Here is an 18,819-nt window from a genome sequence, read left to right on the forward strand (position 1 = left end):
CAGATGTCTTCATAGTGATAGTCCTTTTCTTGCAGGGTATCAATAATTGTCGGAATTAAAAATCCGGTTAGGGTGAAGGTGCTGTCGTGTTTGGGGTCACAACCAATTTGCAACACTTTCTTTCCCCGTTTGGCAAGCGCAACCGAAATATTACAGCTTGTTGTTGATTTTCCAATTCCACCCTTTCCATATACTGACAGTTTCACGCTGGTTCTCCTTTATCAAGTGTTTATCAAAAATAATGGCGATCGCTTTTGGCGGCGATGGGGGATAAGTTCCCTTCAGTTCTTTTCCGTGATTGCACTCATTATTGTCTAACTCTTACACAAAAGAAAGGGCGGGCAATGATGAATCACGCTGTAATTTTATCTCACAGCTTTTATAAAGTTCCTAAATCTTTGCCATTCCTTCTCATCGATTCCTAATCTGATATTCCAGTTTTTAGTAAAATTTATGGTTTTTTATAATAAAAAGAGTTACAATAAACAAAAATAGGGATTTGAAGTCGATCCAAACCGATAACCCAACCAACTGACCCACCGGTTTGTCAGTGATAACACTGCGATCGCAGGTTGTTAAAGTCCCGGAAAATCAAGTATTGAGGATTCTTCGCCTCCCCAAATCAACATCTCGGACAATTTTGTTAACTTTAATGAATTTTATTTTGCTAGATTCAAAACCTTGTTAGTCTGCGGCACCTACCTTGGTGCTTTGTGCCAACCCTCTGCGATCGCTTCTGACTCCGTACAAAACCACCTTTCTCCGCTTGTTGGATCAATAACCGTTGATTCGTAATCTTCCATCCCGGGAAGGTGATCAACCTTGTTTCCTGTATTGTGGGAAATGTTCCCTTTGATCGTACATTCTGGTTTGGTGACGGATTGAATAACAGACGGAGAGCGACTCGGACTGAATTGCATTGCCCAAAACACACCGACAGCGAGAATTCCAAGACCAATAACAGTTTCGAGTACACCTAGTTTCCTGGGTTTGTGGTGGGTTGCTAAGGGTCGAGATACAACACCCTCAATAGAAGCTTTAACAGCCCGAACCTTCCCGTTTGCTTCCGTAACTCGCTGGTACAAAATCCGATCTCCTACTTTTGGGGGACGAGCCGATCCCTTCAGCGCACTAATATGCAGGAAAACGTCTTTACCGCCATCATCCGGTTTGATGAAGCCAAAACCTCTATCATCTTTCCATGTTGTTAATCGCCCTTTATTCATAACAAGTTTCTTGAAATAGCCTGATAACGATTCGCCTGATCGTCGTTTTCCTGATTGGGATATCTCTATAGCAATAATAAATTATTTGAGGGGATCGCTCGTCAATTTTGGGGGCTGAGATTGATTCATGTTTTACAAATCAAGTAACATTGCTATAAAAGTTCTGCGATCGCCGGACCCACCGGTTTGTCAGTGATAACAATGCGATCGCAGGTTGTTAAAGTCCCGGAAAATCAAGTATTGAGGATTCTTAACCTCCCCAAATCAACATCTCGGACAATTTTGTTAACTTTAATGAATTTTCAGATTTCTATCCCAGGCGTCAGGTCTGTAGGGGCGGGTTCCGAATTAATCTCTGTTTCCCACCAATAACTGATCTAAACCCGCCCGGAAGGGTATGTTTCGGGCGCAAGTTTCGGGCGCATTGCCATGCGCCCCTACAACACTGAAAACTGATAACTGCTATCACTGGTGACTGGTGACTGGTGACTGGTGACTGTTTACGGTGTATAGGTAACGCTAAAATAGAACCCATCATCTTGAATATTATTACCGCGATCTTGTAGGTCAACCAAAGGCACCCCATAATCTAAACGTAGGTTCAAGCCCGGTAAAGGTTCCCACAATATTCCCATCCCAACTCCGACTAAAAAAGTTTTCCCAAACAAACGGTTCGGGTTTTCATCATTATTCCAAACCGTTCCCACATCGATAAACGGTGCCAATTGCAGTTGAGGCTGTTCAGCTTCATCGCGGATCAACGTAAACCGATCTTCAACCGAAAACCGAAAGCCATTATCACCTGAGCGAATATTTTGACGATAACCCCGTACCGACAAACCCCCACCGATAACAAACTGTTGGGCGGGAAACAACGCATCAGCCGACAGTTGGACATCTCCCTGAACGATTAATAAATGATCATCACCCAGACGTTGTACCCGTTGCACCTGACCCAACCAACTGAGAAAATTAGAATTGGGTAAACTGTCGGTATTGGTCGCTCCAAATAACTCCGTGCCGATGCTAAACTGCGATCGCAAAGCCCAAGCCCCCAAGCGATCGCGGCGAATGTAGTCTTGTCCGAACTTAAATACACTGGTTCGAGTGACGCCATCATCTTCAGGCCCGAGTCCAAAGGCAGTCCCATCGCCATCTTGAAAGGTTTGGCTGCGTTGATAAGCGTAACCCACCGACAGGGCAAATTCTTGGATTGGGGTGCGAATTAACGGTTGACGATAGCTAATTTCGTAGCGCTGTGACTTGCCATCAATATTAAACTCATCAAAGGGTTCTTGAATGATTGTATTCCAATACGGGGGAACTCTAATTTGAATAGTGCCATTCATGGCATTAATCGGAATACTATAGAGAAAATCCAAAATATCGGATTCTCCCTCGGTAATTAGGCGAGTGGTATTGTAGGAGACAAAGATTAAATCTCCCCGTCCAGTCAGGTTAAGATGGCGCAAATTGAGGCCTAAGCGTTCTGAACCAATACTCGGGGGAGAATAGTTATCGGCACTGATTCCCGCTTGAAATGGATTCGCTTCGGTAACACGGACAATTAAAACACTTTGCCCTTCTTGGGTTCCGGCGCGTAAACTGGCTTCAACGGTTTCAAATAGCGGATTTGCCCGGAGTAAACGCAGTTGATCTTCCAAACGGGCGGTGCTGAGGGGTTTTTCGGCGCCCAATTGAACGCGATCACGAATATAGTTGGGATCGAGGCGTTGAGTTCCTTCGATGTCAATCCGTTCTAAGGAGCCTTCAATCACCTGAATTTGGACAACTCCTTCACTAATGGTTTGTTCAGGAACAATCGCTCTAGAGGTGATATAGCCGCGTTCGAGGTAGATTTCAGTAATTTTGTTGGCGGTATCTTGCAGTTGCACCAGGGTTACAGAGCGTCCTTCTAAGGGGGCAACAAGGGTGTTAATTTCTTCTGGGGTTAAAATCGTGCTACCCGTGATTTCGACTCGGGTGACGGGAATGGGAGGGGTTTCGGGAGTCAGTTGATTGTCGGTTGGGGGTTCGCTTTGGATGTCGGGTTGTTCGGGTTGTTCGGGTTGAGGGGATTCGGGAGAGGGTTGTAAAAAGCGATCGCGATTGGGATCAGGACGGGGATTGAGAGGGCCAGAAGGTAAATTTTCGGTCGGAGAATCAACGGTTTGTGAGAAGACAGAATTGGTAGGGGTGCTTTGATCAAAAGGCTGGGTGGGAAGATGTAAATCGAGGGGAACCTGTACTAGCGGTGTAGAAAACTTTGAATTTTTTTGATATGGTTTCAAATCTTCTAAGTGGGTACTGGCGGCAATAGAAGCGAACGAGAGTACCAAAAAGATTGTATTAGAAATGATCACTCCACACCACAAAAATCCAATGCACACACACCTAGCCATCAAAAAACCTCCGACTGGGTACTCCTGTTTCTAGAGGGAGAGGAATTTCCTAGAACACCAGAAGGAGTTGAAACATCATATAGAGTTCCGAACTCAATTACGATATAGATTAACCAGCGATCGCAGCGGGTTTCATCGTTGAATGGCGAAGTCATTGGTGACTGACTCTTTTGAGGGTTCTTATCCCCTAAGCGAAGGTGGCTTTGTGCAATTAGAGTAGATCTAGCAGCACTTGTGAGGATATCCTCAAACCCGACAGTAAACACAGCCATCTCGCGTGAAATTGCCTTGCTGACTAACTACGCTAGTCTAGCCCACAAGATACCCAAATCTGCAACTCTGATTGGGAGGGTAGTAAATGCGGAGAAAATACTCTTTGCAGTAAACAGGGAAAAGAACTGATCACTGTCTCCCCAACACCTGAACTTTTGTGAAAGTGGATTTTATTGTTCTAAAGTAGATTGAATCAATTCGCTAGAAATCAGAGGTTGAGGAGCAATATCACCTAAACCGACAGAGTTTAAGAGTTCCGCCCAACGTTGCTGAATAACTGTATCTTCTGGGTTCGATAGACGCAACTGAGCTAAGGTGCTGACGGTTTCATACCAAAGTGCTTCTTCGGCGTAAAGGTTTAGGCGTTCACTGGGTTGTTCGCTTTCTAACGCTTGAAGTTGATTGGGACTGAGAGCAACTCGGTTAATCCATCCATTAATGACAATATCGCCGGATGGATCAAAAGTATCGGGTTCACAGCGAATTGTTAAATACCAATGATAGTTTTTATTGACTTCTAAAGTGGGCGCATCCTCGTATTGTGAAAGATCAAGACCAATGACTCCGGCTTTTGTCTCTTTCATCTCTAAGGTCTTTTCGTAGAGGGTGTCGTCTTCTTCATCCAAGAGTTCAAACTTGACTAAGACTGTTTCTAGGGATGTGGGAATATAGTAATAAATTGTTGGTTTTTCTAATGCAGTACGACCGAGGGTTGAGGTGGGAATCAAAGCCGTAACCCCACCCGGACATCTTCCCCGTGTTCCAGCCCCTTCTCGTCTTCCCGGCGTTCCCCGACTCGGTGGTGTAAAATTGTTCCACTCTGTTTGGGAAAGTTGACTGCGTGGAGTTTGCTGATTATCGGCTTGGACGATTGTTGTCGCCAATGGAAAATCAACCGATTGAACCGGAAAAAGAGGACTCATTGGAACCGCATGAATGGAACGTGCCTGTACTGGTAGCATTAAACTATTGGCAACGATTTCCAAGAAGAAAGCTAGGGAAAATGTTGTAATGATCTGTTGAGGAGAGGCTGTCGGAACCATGATGAACTTACTTGCAGGTAAACCTAGCCAAGATGAATGACTGTTCTATTGTATCTAATGTTCCTGTGAAGCATCCCAAAATCTGCTCTTAATTTATATTTGAGAGAAATCTTCTGCACGCGGATGGGATTGACTGACCAGATTTCCTGGACTATTCTATCTAACGCGATCGCAAATGTTTAATCCTTTGTTGATTCTTAATGCGAAAATTCACTTAATCTTGATATCTTAAGCTTATGACAGTTAGCCCGAATGTTGATTCATCTACTCAAATCACAAACTCTCGTTCTATCGCCCGAACAATCCGACCTATGGGAGTTTCTTTGCTACGGGGTCTGGCGTTTTCAGGAAATACTCTGTTTGCGATTGATAGTCTGCGGGGATTTTTGCTGAAAGTTGACCCAAAAACGGATAATACAACGGTTGTTAATCCTTATTTGGTTTCTGAGTTTACTGATGTGACGGGTTTAGCTATTTGGGAAGATACGCTGTGGTATACACGCGATGAACGGGTTTATTTTTGTCAAAATGCTCTCCAAGATGACCAAATTGTTAATCTCGCTCCGGAACTTTTTGCCACACTTCCCTATGAAGCAAATGGTGTGGCTGTTTTGCAATATACAGTTTATGTGACTTGCCAAAGAGCGGGCTATATTTTTGTGTTTAGTCGGGAAACGGGTCGAGAAATTACTCGGTTTCCAACTCCGGGTATTGGAATAGAAAATATTACGGTTCGCGATGAAGAACTATGGGTTTGTGACCGCACTGAACAGACGGTTTACTGTCTAGAACGAGGAACAGGAAAGACTCTATTTAGTGTTTTAACTCCTTTTGAATTTCCGAGTGGATTAGCTTTTCATCTCGATCCTCAGACGGGTGAAGATGTGCTTTATGTTGCCTATTCGGGTGATGAATTGTATATTTTGGATAATCCTAATTCTGAGGAACAATATCAACTGGCTAAACGTGATCGCTCGTTTATTCATCCGCTCTATTATCACTATAACCAACAGGAACGCTACGCGACTTCTAATGGTTATTTGATTGAGATGTCTTATGTTGAAGAACTTAAACCGCTTGATGAGGTGATTCTTGAAGATGTAGAATGGCGGATTGCTTTACCCTCGGAAACAAACCGACAAAAAATTAGAGAAATTACGGCGATTGGAATGCCATTTACAGAGGAAATTCAAGAGGGAGAACGGGTTGCGGTTTTTAAGTTTAAACCGTTTAATTCCAAAGAAAGACGTATTTTTGGCTGGAAAGCTTTGTTAGAAGTACGGGCAATTAAATATCAACTAACCCCTTTGGATGTGGAGGATATTCAGCCCCTAACGCCTGATTTTAGAGCGAAGTATTTAGTTGATGATGATAACTTGGCAATGGAGTCAGCCGTGGTAAAAGATGCGGCGGAAGCTGCGGTGGGAACAGAGACAAATATTCTGCGAAAATTACTCAATATTCGCAATTATGTTTATGATCAACTCTCCTATAGTCTCACCTCAAAAATTGAAACTCCTGATGTTGTTTTAGAACGGGGAATTGGTTCTTGTGGAGAATATGTGGGGGCTTTACTGGCTTTAGGGCGACTGAATGGAATTGCTTGTCGTACCGTTGGGCGGTATAAATGTCCGGCTTTTCCAGAACAGAAAAATATTCCTCTACCCGCAGAGTATAATCATGTCTGGTTAGAGTTTTATATTCCGGGATTTGGTTGGGTTCCAATGGAGTCTAATCCGGATGATATTCAAGACCTTGGCCCCTATCCTTTACGATTTTTTATGGGTTTGGCTTGGTATCATATTGAAATTGGAAAAGGGATTAAGTTTCAGCAGCTTAGAAACAAAGGTCTACCTGTTAATAAGGAGGAGGTTTCTGTGGGAAGTTTAGCCATTAACCATGTGCGATTTATCATTCGAGAAGAATTACCCGCAGAGTAAAATATAATTAATCAGATGTTTGGATACATTATCCTAAAAAGGAGGTTTCGATGGAATTTTCTGTACTGAATATTTTGGCATTAACGGCTTCAGTTCTAATGGTGATTGTCACAGGAGGAATTGCTTATCTAACAGCGATGGAATGGCGCGATCGCAGACGAGAAGAGCGAGAAAAAAGACAACAGCGTTAGCCATTGTTTTGAGAGGAAAGTAAACCCGGTTTTTAAAAGAGTTTGTGCTTGATCTAAAGTACATCTCAAAAACTGGGTTTTTAGACTAACTTCGGGCTTCGCCCTAACGCAATAGTTGCCGAACCTGCGACGACTAAAAAAGCACCTAAAATTGCAACGGGGGTATGATGTTCGGGTGTTACTAACGCCGGAGAAAGACTAGAAAATATTCCAACACAAACCAGTGTTACAATCGGTGTGATCGCTAAAACTGCACTCACTTTTGAGGCTTCCCAATGTTCTAAGGCTTCTGCAAAAGCTCCGTAAGCAATTAAAGTATTTAAGCCACAAAATAGTAGAATAGCGAGTTCTAACAGATTAAGGTTGAGAACGGTTTGGGACGTAGAAAATGGGGCAAATAATAGGGTTGAACCTCCATAAATTCCGAACATAATATGAGCGGATGGAAGTTGCAATAAAAGTTGTTTTTGGGCTAAAGCATAAATCGCCCAACAAACAGCAGCCCAGAAAATCAAAAAACTCCCAAATAAATATTGATTTGGAGAACTTATCATCATTTTAAGTTGTTCATTAAAAAACAAAATAAAACCTAATACTAGGATTCCTAAACCACACCACTGACGACGAGTATAACGTTCTTTGAAGATGATCATTGCACCCAATCCCATAAAGACAGGGGCTATTTGAATTAAAACTTCTGCTGTTGTTGCGGAGGTATTGGCTAAACCCGAAACAAATAATAAATAATTACCTGCTAAAAAGAAAGTGGCAATTCCCCATAATTTAAAAGATACTTTTTGTAATCTTTGCCAAGAGGGAAGTTGACGTTTCCAGGTTAAATAGCTTCCCAATGCAATAAAAGCAATTAAAAACCGAAGTCCGGTTAATGTATAGACATCTAGAACTTTTAAAGTAATGTTTAAAGCCAGAGGAAGAATACCCCAAAGAAAACAGGTTGTCAGGGTTAGGGCTAACCCCACGCGCCATTTTCCCGAAACTGAATGAAGTTGCATTGGCAGTATAATTTGAGTAGGATTAGTGCAAGATATGGTTTGGTAATCTCGAACGTATTGTAACAGAATATATTAAGTTTTTTAGTTTTAACTTATCTTTATTTTATTTTCTTCTATTTTTCTCAAGAGTAGAGTAAAATCATCAAATGAGTAGTCTTTAAAATCAAGTCGAGGAATCATGCGAATTCTGATCTCAATTGCCGGGGTATTCCTGGTGCTTCTCGGGGTTTATTTTCTGGGTCAAAATATTGTTTTTACCTCTCGAATTTTACGATATTGGTGGCAAGATGTGTCGGCGGCAAGTTCAGTTATTTTACTAATTTTAGGGATTGTTTCTTTAGTTTTTTTTCCTCGGGAAACTGGAAACTTAGGTTGGGTCTTTGTGGTAGCGGGAGTAGCTTTAGTGTTTATCAATAGTCGTGTTTTACTCAAACCCACCAGTTTATGGTCATTTTTTGTTGCTTTTGTATCGATGACAGCCGGATTTAAACTGATTCGTACAGGTCGAATAGATTTTTGAGTTTAAGATTTCTAATGGAGTCGTCAACAATGTTAATATTAATGTCAGATCTAGCCAAAATCTCAACTCTATTCAAATTACTTTTAGTCGGGGGATTAATATTGAGTACATCTTCCCCAGTGTCTGCTTTACCTGAAGATATTCGAGAATAAACCTGTCTACAATATGAATCCCAACCCGGAGGAATTGCAGATTGTGAAAATGGCTTTAATGTGGGTTATGAAGTTGGTGTAAGCGCAGGTCAAAACTACAGTTAAAATAATTCTCAACCCTCTGAACCCGATGTTGAAAAAGAGTTTGGAGATAGTGTAACCAACAATTACAAAGAAGGATATCTTTCCGGTTATCGCGTCGGTTTTCAGGAGGGTTATCAAAATTAGGAGATTTAAAACCTTAAGAAACAACGCGAGATGATCGATATCTCTCGCGTCAGTTTTGGATTAAAAGATAGCAGCTTTAGTGTTTTATACAGCCGCAGCCACTTTTTCTCCGCTTCCCACCAGGCGTTCATAGGTAGCTCGCATTTTCAAGCCGACTAATACTTGGAATAATCCACTACCATCATTAGAACCGGGATAATCTTGATGTTCGCGCATCATGTGAGTGAGTTCACCATAATACTTGGTTGAAATATTACTCAGGTGTCCCTCAACATAGATCATCTCATCCAAGTTATCAAACTTACCATCAACTTCTAGAATCGAGACTTCGTTTCCGTAGGAAGCATCTGGCCCGTAGTACATTTTGATACCCGGATAGGAACAGGTGAGTTTACGTCCACAAGGAGTCCAGTAAATGGTTGACCCTTCATCAAACAGATAAGCAGGTTCAAATCCTTCGATACCTTCACGCTGAACTAAGCGAATTCGGAGGACTTTACGCTCTTTATCGTCTGGAATCAGTTGAGTCGGTAGAATCTGGATAACAACGTTAGCGTATTGTTTTTGAGTATCGATGTAAGCTTCAAAGTCAGGGCGACGGGCGTTAATTGAGGCTAACACGTCTTCATAACGATGTCCTCGTTCAGTCATATCGCGCTGAATCTTCCAAGCGATTTTTACCTCATCACTAATGTCAAGATAGACACTAAAATCGAGGAGTTCACGAACTCGTTCGTCATACAATGGGTGCAACCCTTCAATCACAATAATATGATTGGGATCAATACGCTCAGGAGGATCAATCAAGCCAGTTTCGTGGTTATAAATTGGCTTCATAATCGACTGACCGTTCTTTAGCGCCTTGATCTGTTCAGCCATCAGATCAAAGTTGTTGGCTCTCGGATCAAGAGCTGTAATTCCAGTTTCTTTACGCTGTTTGCGATCTAAACTGTGATAGTCATCCAAACAGATGACCGTCACAAAATCTTCTCCAAAAATATCTGTTATACGCCGCAAAAATGTAGATTTTCCGCATCCGGAATCTCCAGCAACGCCAATAAGTACCACACGATCCGGCTTACTTACCATAGGTTCCCTTTCACCATCAAAAACTGTTTACAAACTCAACCGCTCTATTTTGAGCATATGAAATCAGACCAACGTCAGGACAGTTGATTCTTTGCCATGCCCGAAGTGGAGCAAAAAGCAACACAAGGCTGTTGGCTGACTCCTGACTGACAGATGGCCTCAAGAAGTAGCAAGCTAGGTATTTTATACTAACTTTTGCTTTAGATTTTACCAGAAGGGGATCATCCCTACAAGACTTTATTGTGCCAAGTTTCACGGATCAAAAAGAAAAACAGATAAGTATAATCCGGCAGCGATGGCTCTGCCTCGAACTACACATTTATTTTTCGGTAGTGTAACATTCTATCATTAATACAACACCCCCCTCAAGAGAGAGTGGAAAATTCATCGCCGACTCGTCTGAGGGAGGTGTACTTTGGGGTGTGATGGGGGTTGGCCTCGTCCGGTCGAATTTCTAGGCATCATTTTACACTTTGTCGAGGGTTAGTGAGTTTGATCTCCTCGCGAGGAAGCTTGAGAATTAGAGCGAGTGGCAATGAATTCTCCATAGTAAAGGCTAAACTGCCAAAATTCACCGAAAAATCTTTTGACTTGTGAATAGACTTTTGTGGGTTGACGACGGCGATCGCCATCAACAGATAAGTCTGTTTTGTGTTGAGAATTGGGTTTAGATGTTGTCCAAATCATTGCTGAACCTCCAAGTTAATGAACTCAAAAAATAGAAATTACTAGAAATTATCGGTTGTATCGTTGCTCTAACCACAGTCGCAATTCTGACTCTGTAGCTTGTTGAATCCCGTGACCCTTAAGGGGATCATAAGCGTTCCAATAGGTGTTTCCTAAACGGTCTGAACACGTCCAAATTTTCAGCTTATCCTCAGTCGTTAAGCCTGTTATTAACCAATAAAAAGCTTTGCGAATCTGTTCTCTGAGATTATGAGAAACACGGAAATATTTTTGCTGTTGATGCCAAACTCTTTCCAGACGATCTCTGTCGGAAACATTTGCACAATTTTCCATAATGAATCATCTCCCCCATCGGCTTTTAGTCTTGAATTTTTCGGATAGATTTACTGTATCTTTAAACTCAATTAATGATCAACAGATGCTATCTATGACATTTATCGATAAAATCGATAGATACCCATCAATTTTTCTAACATCGGGAGCCAATGGTATGAATACTCAAGGGTTAAAACTCTCCCAACTGCGGGCTTTAGTCGCGATCGCCTCTTGCGGTAACTTTAGTGAAGCAGCACTTCAGTTAAATCTATCTCAGTCTACGATCAGCCATGCGATCGCCACCTTAGAAGAAGAATTAGGAGTCATTCTTCTCAAACGAGGAAGATATGGGGCTTCTTTAACTCCAGTTGGAGAACGAATTGTCACCCCAGCCCGTCAGGTTCAGCATTTATTAGACAATATAGTGATAGAAGCGAACCGAGAAAAAGGACTCCTTGGAGGCAAAGTTCGCATTGCTTGTTTTCGCAGTATTGCCACTCATATTTTACCGACGGTGATTTCTGAATTTCGCCAACATTTCCCTGAGATTACAGTCACATTAACGGAAATGGACGACACAATTAATATGGAACAAGCCGTGCGAGAAGGACGGGCAGATATTGGTTTTACTTATCTCCCGGCGAGTGATGAGTTTGAAACCTGGGAAATTCTTCGCGATCAATATATTGCTTTGCTCCCGCCCAACTATCCCATACAAACCTCAAAATTGACTTGGGAACAGTTAGCTTCCTATCCGTTAATTATGACAGGAATTACCTGTTGCGCTCAGTTGATTTCGGCTTACCTGAAAACGTCAAAATATCCGATGAGTATTGCCTATGAAGTTCGAGAAGACTCTACAATTGTCAGCATGGTTAAGCAAGGTTTAGGTGTGGGAATTTTGCCGCGTCTAGCAGCCGAACCCCTTCCCGCTCAAATCCAAGTTTGTGAATTACCTTCACCCTTAGAACGAGTCATTGGGGTGGCTGTTTTGAGCAATGCTCTACACTCTCCCGCTATTTATGCGTTTTTAGATGCACTCCGACATCAAGGGCAATTTATGGAGAAAGCGGCTGTTTAACGTTGACATTGTGCTGGACAAACCGGGTTTGACTGACGATGAACAATATAGCTAGAATTGGAATAGTAACTCGGAGCCGTTTCTAGACGTTCTTGGGGAAATTTAATCAAAAACTGAGTTAAGTTGGCCGAACTCTCCAGTTCAATTGAAGCATCTAACAGTTCAACTAATTTCTGTACTAAAGTTAATCCTAATCCGGTGCCGCTATGTTGCCAAGGATCGTGATGGGGAATGCGGTAAAATTGATCAAACACTCGCTGCTGTTCGTCAGGAGGAATTTCAATTCCTGAATTACTGACTTTTAACGAGATAATCTCATCTGTTGCTTGTACAGAAACTGTAATTTGTTCTCCAACGGGTGTATATTTACACGCATTATCGAGTAACTCTCGCACAATTCGTTCTAAAATAGAAATATCAGATTTGAGCAAGGGAAGTTCAGGAGAAATATCAAGATTTAATTGTTGGTTTTGAGTTGAAACTCGTTCTAAAAAGGGTTGGACGATTTCCGGTAGCCAAGTGTTTAAATCCAACCATTCAAACACCATCGTTTCTGCTTTTGCTTCCAGATAACACAAACTAATTAAATCATCAACCAGTTGATTATGTCGTTTACACGCTTGACGAAAAATATCTAAAACTTTACTAAATGTAGACGATTTTTGTAGGGCTGACTCCTCTTCGAGAAACTTTTCTAAGGTTTGAGTCGCTAGTTTAATACTACTCATTGGGGTTCGTAGTTCGTGAGAAATTGTTTTGAGAAATTCATCTTTAATTCGGTTGAGTTTCTTTAACTCTTGAACTTGCTTTTGGGCGGCTTGATAGAGTCGGGCTTGACGAATGGTAATTGCACATTGAGTTGCAACCTGCTGAACAAGCTGAACTTCTAAGTCTTCAAAAATTTCGTGACAGGGTTTGAGTAAGCGTAAATTTCCAATCGTACCGACTACTTCTTGACTTTCAAAAATCGGACAAGCTAAACAAGTTTGAGGGGAGTGTTGAGAACTCGATAGTGATATTTTTTCGGTAAATTGTAACGACATCTTTTCCTGTAACTGTTGATAAAGTTCGGGAAAGTCGTTAAGTTCTCGGATCATTCCCTGACATTTCGGTAATCCGTTACTATATTCATAGGCGATTGTTGCTTGAGTTTGATCGAGATTATAGAGTTCGATTTGACAGCGATTAATCCCCAGTACCTTCCCTAATTCTGCGGTAGCGGTTTGTAGAATTTGTTCTTCATCTAAGCTATCGCGAATTTTCTCGCTAATGTCTTCAACGACAGCTTGAAAGTTGAGGGCTTGTTCTAACTGGTGTTCGACTCGATGACGAGATTTGATTTCTTGTTGGAGGGTGCGGTTTTGAATCGCGAGGTGTTGCTGCATTTGCTGAACTGTTAGATGGGTGCGAACACGGGCTAAAAGTTCGTTTTCATCTATGGGTTTGCTGAGGTAATCAACACCACCTACTTCAAAGCCTTCTGCTTTATTAATCGTTTCAGAAAGATTTGTCAAAAAAATCACCGGAATCTCTTGTAGAGAGGGGTTAGCTTTGAGATGACGACAGATTTCAAACCCATTTATCACATCCAATATAACATCCATTAAAATCAGATTTGGATGAATAGATTCTGCAATCTGGACTGCTTTTTCTCCATTTTCAGCCGTGACAACACTAAAACCGCCTTTTTCTAAAGCCGTCTCCAACACCTGTAGATCGCTCGGACTGTCATCTACAACTAAAATCACATCAGACTCAAGAGGTTCACGGTACATTTTCCCGATTTGACTATTCTGATCACTATTCTTATAATCTTAACGTTAGAGATCGGACTTTTTTCCACTTCTTGATGGTGTTTTAAGCTTTCAAACGTTAAGACATTCTTTATTTTTTTCTGAAAATAATTTTATACTTTTTTAAAGTTATTGAGATAATTATTAATAATAAATCAATAGTTTTGTAACACCAATCTATCTATAGATTTTTTCTAAAAGTATTGAAGAACTATAAATTTTGGGCAATTAAAAATACACTAATATTTGTGATAATCTGATAATTTTCAATCGTAGAGGCGTAAGACTTGCGCCCAAAATCCTAAAATTTGATTGGTGGGGAGGTAGGGAGGTAGGGAGGTAGGGAGGACTGGAGGTGGGGAGAAAGATGTGTAGCATCGGTGATCCGCGTATTTCATATAAGATTGTTAGCATAGACAAATTAGCCAGTTAAAAAGCCCAAATCTTATCTTAACTAACTCTGATCTGATCGTGATCAAAGCATTAAAAGTCATGGAAACGAGATCACCGTTTAGCGATCGCAAAAGATAGCTATGTTGAAGTCAAGCAGAGAAAACCTTAACCAATGGCATCTTTGAGGGCATTTTGAGTCATGGCGGCGATCGCCTGATCGGTGGCTTTGGGTAAATGATAATATTTCCCCCCTGCGGTTTTGGCTAACTCTTTTGCAAACCCCGTCGAAACAAACTTATTCTCCGTATCTACCACTAATAATTGAATGCCTAACCCGCGAATTTTAGCGGCAATTTCTAACAATTCCCCTTTAATATCTGGCTTTTCTCCGTCTAATATCGGTTCACCCAATGATCGCGCTAAGGGTATATTTCCCCGTCCGTCGGTTATCGCCACAATCACCACCTGACCAATATCACCCGACTGTTTAGCATTCATCCCCACTCGTACCGCTTGAGTTAACCCATGCGCTAAAGGCGATCCGCCTCCACAGGGCATTCGTTCTAAACGTCTTTTAGCCGCAGCAATAGAACGAGTTGGCGGTAACAATACCTCTGCTTGTTCTCCACGAAAGGGAATCAACGCCACCTGATCGCGACCTTGATAAGCTTCAGTTAGCAGTTGCATCACCGCTCCTTTTGCCGACTGCATCCGGTTAAGTGCCATCGAACCCGAAGCATCCACCAAAAATACAACCAACGCCCCAGACTTCCGGGCTAAGAGTTTAGCGCGAATATCCCCCGACTCCACAATCACTTGTCGATCCGGTTGACGTAGACGCCGAGCTTTTTGGTAGGGAGCAGCAGAGCGCAATGTCGCATCGACAGCAATACGTTGAACCTTTCCTTTCGGTAAAATCGGTTTAATGTAGCGACCCCGATCATCAGAAAAGATTAAACTACGACTGCCAGATTGACCCTGACGATTTGCTGTATTTGCGAATGATAACACAGTTGGGTCGAGAATAACACCTTCGGGATCGAAAACAAATTCTTCCGGGATGCTGTTGGGTTCTTCTTCAGGGGGTTCGGAGTTTTCTTGGTCTTCGTCGTTGTCTTCGCTTTCGGCTTCGTCTTGATCTTGATCGGACTGTTCGGGGGGCTGTGGCGGTGGGGGTGGCGGTTGTTGTTCTTCTTCGGGTGGGGTTTGAATAACAGTAGCTCGGGGTACAATAACCAATTCTACTGCTCGTCGGAGATCATCAGCTAGAACTTCGGTTTGCCCTTCAAACGCCGCCGATGCTTTAGCGACGCGCACTGCAAACAGTTCGGCCCGATGTCCTTTGACTGCCCCTCGCACGGCTTCTTCGACTAGATACAGAATTTGTTCGGGTTTGAGGGTGACGTCTTTTAACCATTCTCGGGCTAAGAGAATTTGTGTTTTTAAGTTATCAATATCTTCGTTATATTGATTTAAAAAGATTTCGGGAGAACGGGTATAACGATTGACTCGATCTACTGCATCGACTCGTTGATCTAGCGTTAGAGCGCTATCGGCCGAAAGGGAAATGGCAATTCGATCTAATAAATGTTCTCGTAGCGGTCCTTCTTCGGGGTTATAAGTGGCAATAAATAAAGGTCTACAGGGATGTTCAATACTTAGTCCTTCTCGTTCGATGCGATTACAGCCTTCGGTGAGAACAGTTAATAACAGATTACTAATATTATCATCTAATAAATTAATCTCATCAACATATAAAATCCCTCGATGAGCAGCGGCTAATAGGCCGGGTTGAAAAACTGTTTCTCCAAGTTTCACTGACTTTTCCACATCGACTGAACCCAGTAAACGATCTTCGGTGACGCCCAGGGGAACTTGTATAAAAGGTGCAGGAATAACTTGTGTTTCGAGGTTGGGGTTGTCGGGATCGGGTTCGAGGTTGGCGATTTCTCCTTTGACCACTTCGATGGGCGGTAACAAGGCATGAAGGGCGCGAGCCATAATGGACTTGGCTGTGCCTCGACGTCCAGCGATCGCTACCCCTCCGAGTCCTGGATCAACGGCGGCGAGTAGGAGGGCGAGTTTGATCGCTTCTTGTGCAACGACGGCACTCAACGGGAAGCTGATCGGTGTGGGAGCGGTTGCCGCAGGCATGACTTTAAATTTTTTTAGGTACAACCTTCCACTATAGCAATTGATGTGGCTTTTAACTAACTTTGGGTTGACACCTTCAGGATTGTCTCTGTAATTTTAGTGATTTATGATACAAAATTGAAGTTAAAAAGACTACAACTCTCAAATCGGTAAATTTTCCGGAGTATCTCTGATTCTAAGTGAAAAACGATTGGATTCATCAGTTTTTGTAACTGAGATCACCAAGGAAATCTTATCTAATTCTATCTGTCAAAAAAATTTCAAAAATTGTTGACAATTGAGAAAATATCAAGATAGAATAGAGACAGAAAAACAAAACAAACAGTCAGCCTAATCCGGCAGAAAATAAGCACTTTTTGAGAACACTGATTTTTTATTAGTGAAATAAATAATAAAAGTGTCGCTGGAACGGAGGAACCACTTTTTGGGGCTAATCTCGCAAAGGGAGTCTTTGGAAACAGAGTGACCAAGACGATGAGAAGAGCATCTCTCAGCTCTCGCCCGTCAGCTAACTTCGTAGGCATTGAGAGGAGGCTGAAGCGTCAACCTTCTAATATTCATAAGTTAGATAGATTGTCAATTCAGTTTCCTTGGTTGGTATAGGTCTGATTTGTAGTACCCACCCTAGAACCTGAACGGTTTACCATGACACCCCGAATTCCATTATCATTGATCGCGCTTTCAGAGAAAGCTGCGTGGGTTCCTTTCCTGTGCCTGAAGACGAGTGATATTATCATAATCCCCGTTCTTGGAAGTGTAGGAATGCTTCTAATGTGGTTGGTCGTCCATTCTTTTCTCGTGACCACCATGCCAACACCAACATTACCCATGCTGGTTAACTCCAGTTTAACGTTTGCTAAACTCTTTAAAAACTATTTGGAGGTGATGAGCTTAGTTGGAAAATCAATTAACGTAGCCGTCGGCTAATTTTAATCGATGATTTTATTGACACTCCCGCGCCTTAAAAGGCGGGGATTCTTGGTTCACAGTTCACGCTTTTCAATGCAGGATTGCTCCAACATCAAAAGAGGCTCAAACTCCCCAAGCTTTAAAGATCCGGTCTGCCCGACCGTACTTAGAGCCTTTTTCAGAATGTTTTTAGCCGCGTTAACATCCCTATCTTCTGTATATTTGCAGTGCGGACAAATGTGAGTCCTCGTTGACAGGGATTTGACAACTTTCTTGCCACAGTTGGAGCAATTTTGAGAAGTATTATGGGGAGCTACAGGAATGGTTAGCTTCCCATATTTTATTCCAAAATATTCCAACCACTGGCGAAAAGTAGACCAGGCAACATCTGATATTGATTTTGCTAGATGTCGATTCTTTACCATACCTTTAACATTTAAGTCTTCGTAAGCTACCAGATCGTTTGATTGGATTACGCAGTACGCAACTCGCTTGCAATACTCTTTACGTTGCCGACTTATAGCACTACGCATTTAAGTTAGGACATTTCTAGATCCTAAAACCCTTTCACAGTCTACTGTTCCCTGATCCGGTGTTCCCTGTTCCCGATTCAAGTAGCGCTATACTCTTAAATGCTTCCGGGTATACCGACACCTTGCTTTGTGATAGTTTTTAGACTGCGGTTTTGCCCCTCGAATATACTTTTTGGACTTTCTGCGATTAGCGCGATTTAATTGCTTCTCAGATCTCCGATAGAACTGAGGGTTTTCTATTGTATTACAGTCGCTATCAGCCAAGAAGTATTTAATTCCAACATCTAAGCCTATCGCTTTTCCCGTTGGTTCGGTTTCAATTCGCACATCAACTGAAATGGCAAACTGCACGTAGTACCCGTCTGCTCTCCTGACCAACCGAACTCGCTTAATATCTTTGAGTTGGTAAAAATTAAGGTCATAAGTTCCCTTTAGCTTCAGCTTACCGATTCCGTTTTTATCGGTAAAGGTAATTGCTTTTCTGTTTTCCGAAAGCTTCCAGCCAGAAGACTTATACTCAACAGAACGAGCGTTTTTTTCTAAGTATTTTCTCTCTTGGTGCGCGTTACGCAGAGCTCCATGAGACGGAGCAGGGTCGCACCGCTTCTTGCAGTTATCGTAAAATCGACTAATCGCGCTCCACGCACATTCCGCCGCCGACTGTCTGGCTTGAGAGTTGAGCTTGTCTGCAAACGGATATTGTTTAGCCAGCACCCGGCAATATTTGTTGAGGTCGTACTTGCCCACTTTCTCGTTGTCCATCCAATACCTTAAACAGGAATTTCGGACAAATTTGTAGGTGCGTATCGCCTCATCTATTGCTTGATACTGGCTATCTCTGCCTTTTGCTTTGAACTCAAAAACGATCAAACTCAGA

General features: G+C 42.2%; 15 protein-coding genes, 1 pseudogene and 1 riboswitch. Of the genes and pseudogenes, 5 read left to right on the plus strand and 11 right to left on the minus strand.

Annotation, left to right across the window (positions count from 1 at the left end; all coding sequences use genetic code 11):
* From M595_RS06270 to M595_RS06285, 4 genes are all read right to left on the minus strand, one after another.
* The coding region (locus M595_RS06270) for an AAA family ATPase (protein ID WP_040483681.1) at nucleotides 1–206 on the minus strand (206 nt) is incomplete at its 3' end.
* 492 nt (nucleotides 207–698) lie between these two features.
* A complete protein-coding gene (locus M595_RS06275; RefSeq protein ID WP_023065270.1) occupies nucleotides 699–1,226 on the minus strand; it encodes a cold shock domain-containing protein in 528 nt (175 codons plus the stop codon).
* A gap of 500 nt (nucleotides 1,227–1,726) precedes the next feature.
* Entirely contained in the window at nucleotides 1,727–3,628 is a 1,902-nt protein-coding gene (locus M595_RS06280; RefSeq protein WP_023065308.1) for a ShlB/FhaC/HecB family hemolysin secretion/activation protein, read from the minus strand.
* A 443-nt stretch (nucleotides 3,629–4,071) separates the two neighbouring features.
* Nucleotides 4,072–4,944, minus strand: coding sequence for a DUF928 domain-containing protein (locus M595_RS06285; protein WP_023065358.1), 873 nt, complete (start codon nucleotides 4,942–4,944; stop codon nucleotides 4,072–4,074).
* A gap of 236 nt (nucleotides 4,945–5,180) precedes the next feature.
* Here M595_RS06285 and M595_RS06290 point away from each other — a divergent pair, with 236 nt between their 5' ends.
* Both M595_RS06290 and M595_RS31755 read left to right on the plus strand, forming a co-directional pair.
* The gene (locus M595_RS06290; RefSeq protein ID WP_023065322.1) at nucleotides 5,181–6,884 is read left to right on the plus strand and encodes a transglutaminase-like domain-containing protein; all 1,704 of its coding nucleotides are present in this window, start codon (nucleotides 5,181–5,183) and stop codon (nucleotides 6,882–6,884) included.
* Between the two features lie 50 nt (nucleotides 6,885–6,934).
* Nucleotides 6,935–7,075 (plus strand): hypothetical protein, encoded by a 141-nt coding sequence (locus tag M595_RS31755; RefSeq protein WP_023065316.1) that lies wholly within the window; start codon nucleotides 6,935–6,937, stop codon nucleotides 7,073–7,075.
* A gap of 80 nt (nucleotides 7,076–7,155) precedes the next feature.
* On the opposite strand, the gene M595_RS06295 is transcribed toward M595_RS31755, so the two are convergent.
* Nucleotides 7,156–8,088, minus strand: coding sequence for a DMT family transporter (locus tag M595_RS06295; protein ID WP_023065271.1), 933 nt, complete (start codon nucleotides 8,086–8,088; stop codon nucleotides 7,156–7,158).
* A gap of 178 nt (nucleotides 8,089–8,266) precedes the next feature.
* Here M595_RS06295 and M595_RS06300 point away from each other — a divergent pair, with 178 nt between their 5' ends.
* Nucleotides 8,267–8,608 (plus strand): LiaF transmembrane domain-containing protein, encoded by a 342-nt coding sequence (locus tag M595_RS06300; RefSeq protein ID WP_023065301.1) that lies wholly within the window; start codon nucleotides 8,267–8,269, stop codon nucleotides 8,606–8,608.
* A 464-nt stretch (nucleotides 8,609–9,072) separates the two neighbouring features.
* On the opposite strand, the gene M595_RS06305 is transcribed toward M595_RS06300, so the two are convergent.
* The 3 genes from M595_RS06305 to M595_RS06315 form a co-directional block, all read right to left on the minus strand.
* Nucleotides 9,073–10,077 carry a phosphoribulokinase gene (locus tag M595_RS06305; RefSeq protein ID WP_023065306.1) on the minus strand — a complete coding sequence of 335 codons (1,005 nt, stop codon included), beginning with the start codon at nucleotides 10,075–10,077 and terminating at the stop codon, nucleotides 9,073–9,075.
* Nucleotides 10,078–10,560: 483 nt separating this feature from the next.
* A complete protein-coding gene (locus M595_RS06310; protein ID WP_023065313.1) occupies nucleotides 10,561–10,764 on the minus strand; it encodes a hypothetical protein in 204 nt (67 codons plus the stop codon).
* Between the two features lie 48 nt (nucleotides 10,765–10,812).
* The gene (locus M595_RS06315; RefSeq protein WP_023065276.1) at nucleotides 10,813–11,097 is read right to left on the minus strand and encodes a hypothetical protein; all 285 of its coding nucleotides are present in this window, start codon (nucleotides 11,095–11,097) and stop codon (nucleotides 10,813–10,815) included.
* An 85-nt stretch (nucleotides 11,098–11,182) separates the two neighbouring features.
* On the opposite strand from M595_RS06315, the gene M595_RS06320 reads away from it, so the two are divergent.
* Nucleotides 11,183–12,160, plus strand: a complete 978-nt coding sequence (locus tag M595_RS06320; RefSeq protein ID WP_338041630.1) for a LysR family transcriptional regulator — start codon at nucleotides 11,183–11,185, stop codon at nucleotides 12,158–12,160.
* Here the strand turns inward: M595_RS06320 and M595_RS06325 are convergent.
* Entirely contained in the window at nucleotides 12,157–13,935 is a 1,779-nt protein-coding gene (locus M595_RS06325) for a response regulator (protein ID WP_023065346.1), read from the minus strand. The two genes, M595_RS06320 and M595_RS06325, sit on opposite strands and share 4 nt — an antisense overlap.
* A 576-nt stretch (nucleotides 13,936–14,511) precedes the next feature.
* Nucleotides 14,512–16,500, minus strand: a complete 1,989-nt coding sequence (gene bchD / locus M595_RS06330) for a magnesium chelatase ATPase subunit D (RefSeq protein ID WP_023065348.1) — start codon at nucleotides 16,498–16,500, stop codon at nucleotides 14,512–14,514.
* A 388-nt stretch (nucleotides 16,501–16,888) separates the two neighbouring features.
* Nucleotides 16,889–17,038, plus strand: a riboswitch (cyclic di-AMP (ydaO/yuaA leader).
* 224 nt (nucleotides 17,039–17,262) lie between these two features.
* Between bchD and M595_RS31055 the strand changes: the two genes are divergently transcribed.
* On the plus strand, nucleotides 17,263–17,427 hold the full coding sequence (locus M595_RS31055) for a hypothetical protein (protein WP_161809808.1): 165 nt from the start codon (nucleotides 17,263–17,265) through the stop codon (nucleotides 17,425–17,427).
* Nucleotides 17,428–17,483: 56 nt separating this feature from the next.
* Here M595_RS31055 and M595_RS06340 read toward each other — a convergent pair.
* Nucleotides 17,484–18,812: pseudogene (locus M595_RS06340) on the minus strand (RNA-guided endonuclease InsQ/TnpB family protein).
* Between the last annotated feature and the right edge of the window lie 7 nt (nucleotides 18,813–18,819).

This window comes from Lyngbya aestuarii BL J (assembly GCF_000478195.2).
GTDB lineage: Bacteria > Cyanobacteriota > Cyanobacteriia > Cyanobacteriales > Microcoleaceae > Capilliphycus > Capilliphycus aestuarii.

Coding starts and splice junctions, on each gene's coding strand:
- M595_RS06275 (WP_023065270.1), bottom strand. CDS start 1,226: ATGAATAAAGGGCGATTAACAACATGGAAAGATGATAGAGGTTTTGGC.
- M595_RS06280 (WP_023065308.1), bottom strand. CDS start 3,628: ATGGCTAGGTGTGTGTGCATTGGATTTTTGTGGTGTGGAGTGATCATT.
- M595_RS06285 (WP_023065358.1), bottom strand. CDS start 4,944: ATGGTTCCGACAGCCTCTCCTCAACAGATCATTACAACATTTTCCCTA.
- M595_RS06290 (WP_023065322.1), top strand. CDS start 5,181: ATGACAGTTAGCCCGAATGTTGATTCATCTACTCAAATCACAAACTCT.
- M595_RS31755 (WP_023065316.1), top strand. CDS start 6,935: ATGGAATTTTCTGTACTGAATATTTTGGCATTAACGGCTTCAGTTCTA.
- M595_RS06295 (WP_023065271.1), bottom strand. CDS start 8,088: ATGCAACTTCATTCAGTTTCGGGAAAATGGCGCGTGGGGTTAGCCCTA.
- M595_RS06300 (WP_023065301.1), top strand. CDS start 8,267: ATGCGAATTCTGATCTCAATTGCCGGGGTATTCCTGGTGCTTCTCGGG.
- M595_RS06305 (WP_023065306.1), bottom strand. CDS start 10,077: ATGGTAAGTAAGCCGGATCGTGTGGTACTTATTGGCGTTGCTGGAGAT.
- M595_RS06310 (WP_023065313.1), bottom strand. CDS start 10,764: ATGATTTGGACAACATCTAAACCCAATTCTCAACACAAAACAGACTTA.
- M595_RS06315 (WP_023065276.1), bottom strand. CDS start 11,097: ATGGAAAATTGTGCAAATGTTTCCGACAGAGATCGTCTGGAAAGAGTT.
- M595_RS06320 (WP_338041630.1), top strand. CDS start 11,183: ATGCTATCTATGACATTTATCGATAAAATCGATAGATACCCATCAATT.
- M595_RS06325 (WP_023065346.1), bottom strand. CDS start 13,935: ATGTACCGTGAACCTCTTGAGTCTGATGTGATTTTAGTTGTAGATGAC.
- bchD (WP_023065348.1), bottom strand. CDS start 16,500: ATGCCTGCGGCAACCGCTCCCACACCGATCAGCTTCCCGTTGAGTGCC.
- M595_RS31055 (WP_161809808.1), top strand. CDS start 17,263: ATGCTTCTAATGTGGTTGGTCGTCCATTCTTTTCTCGTGACCACCATG.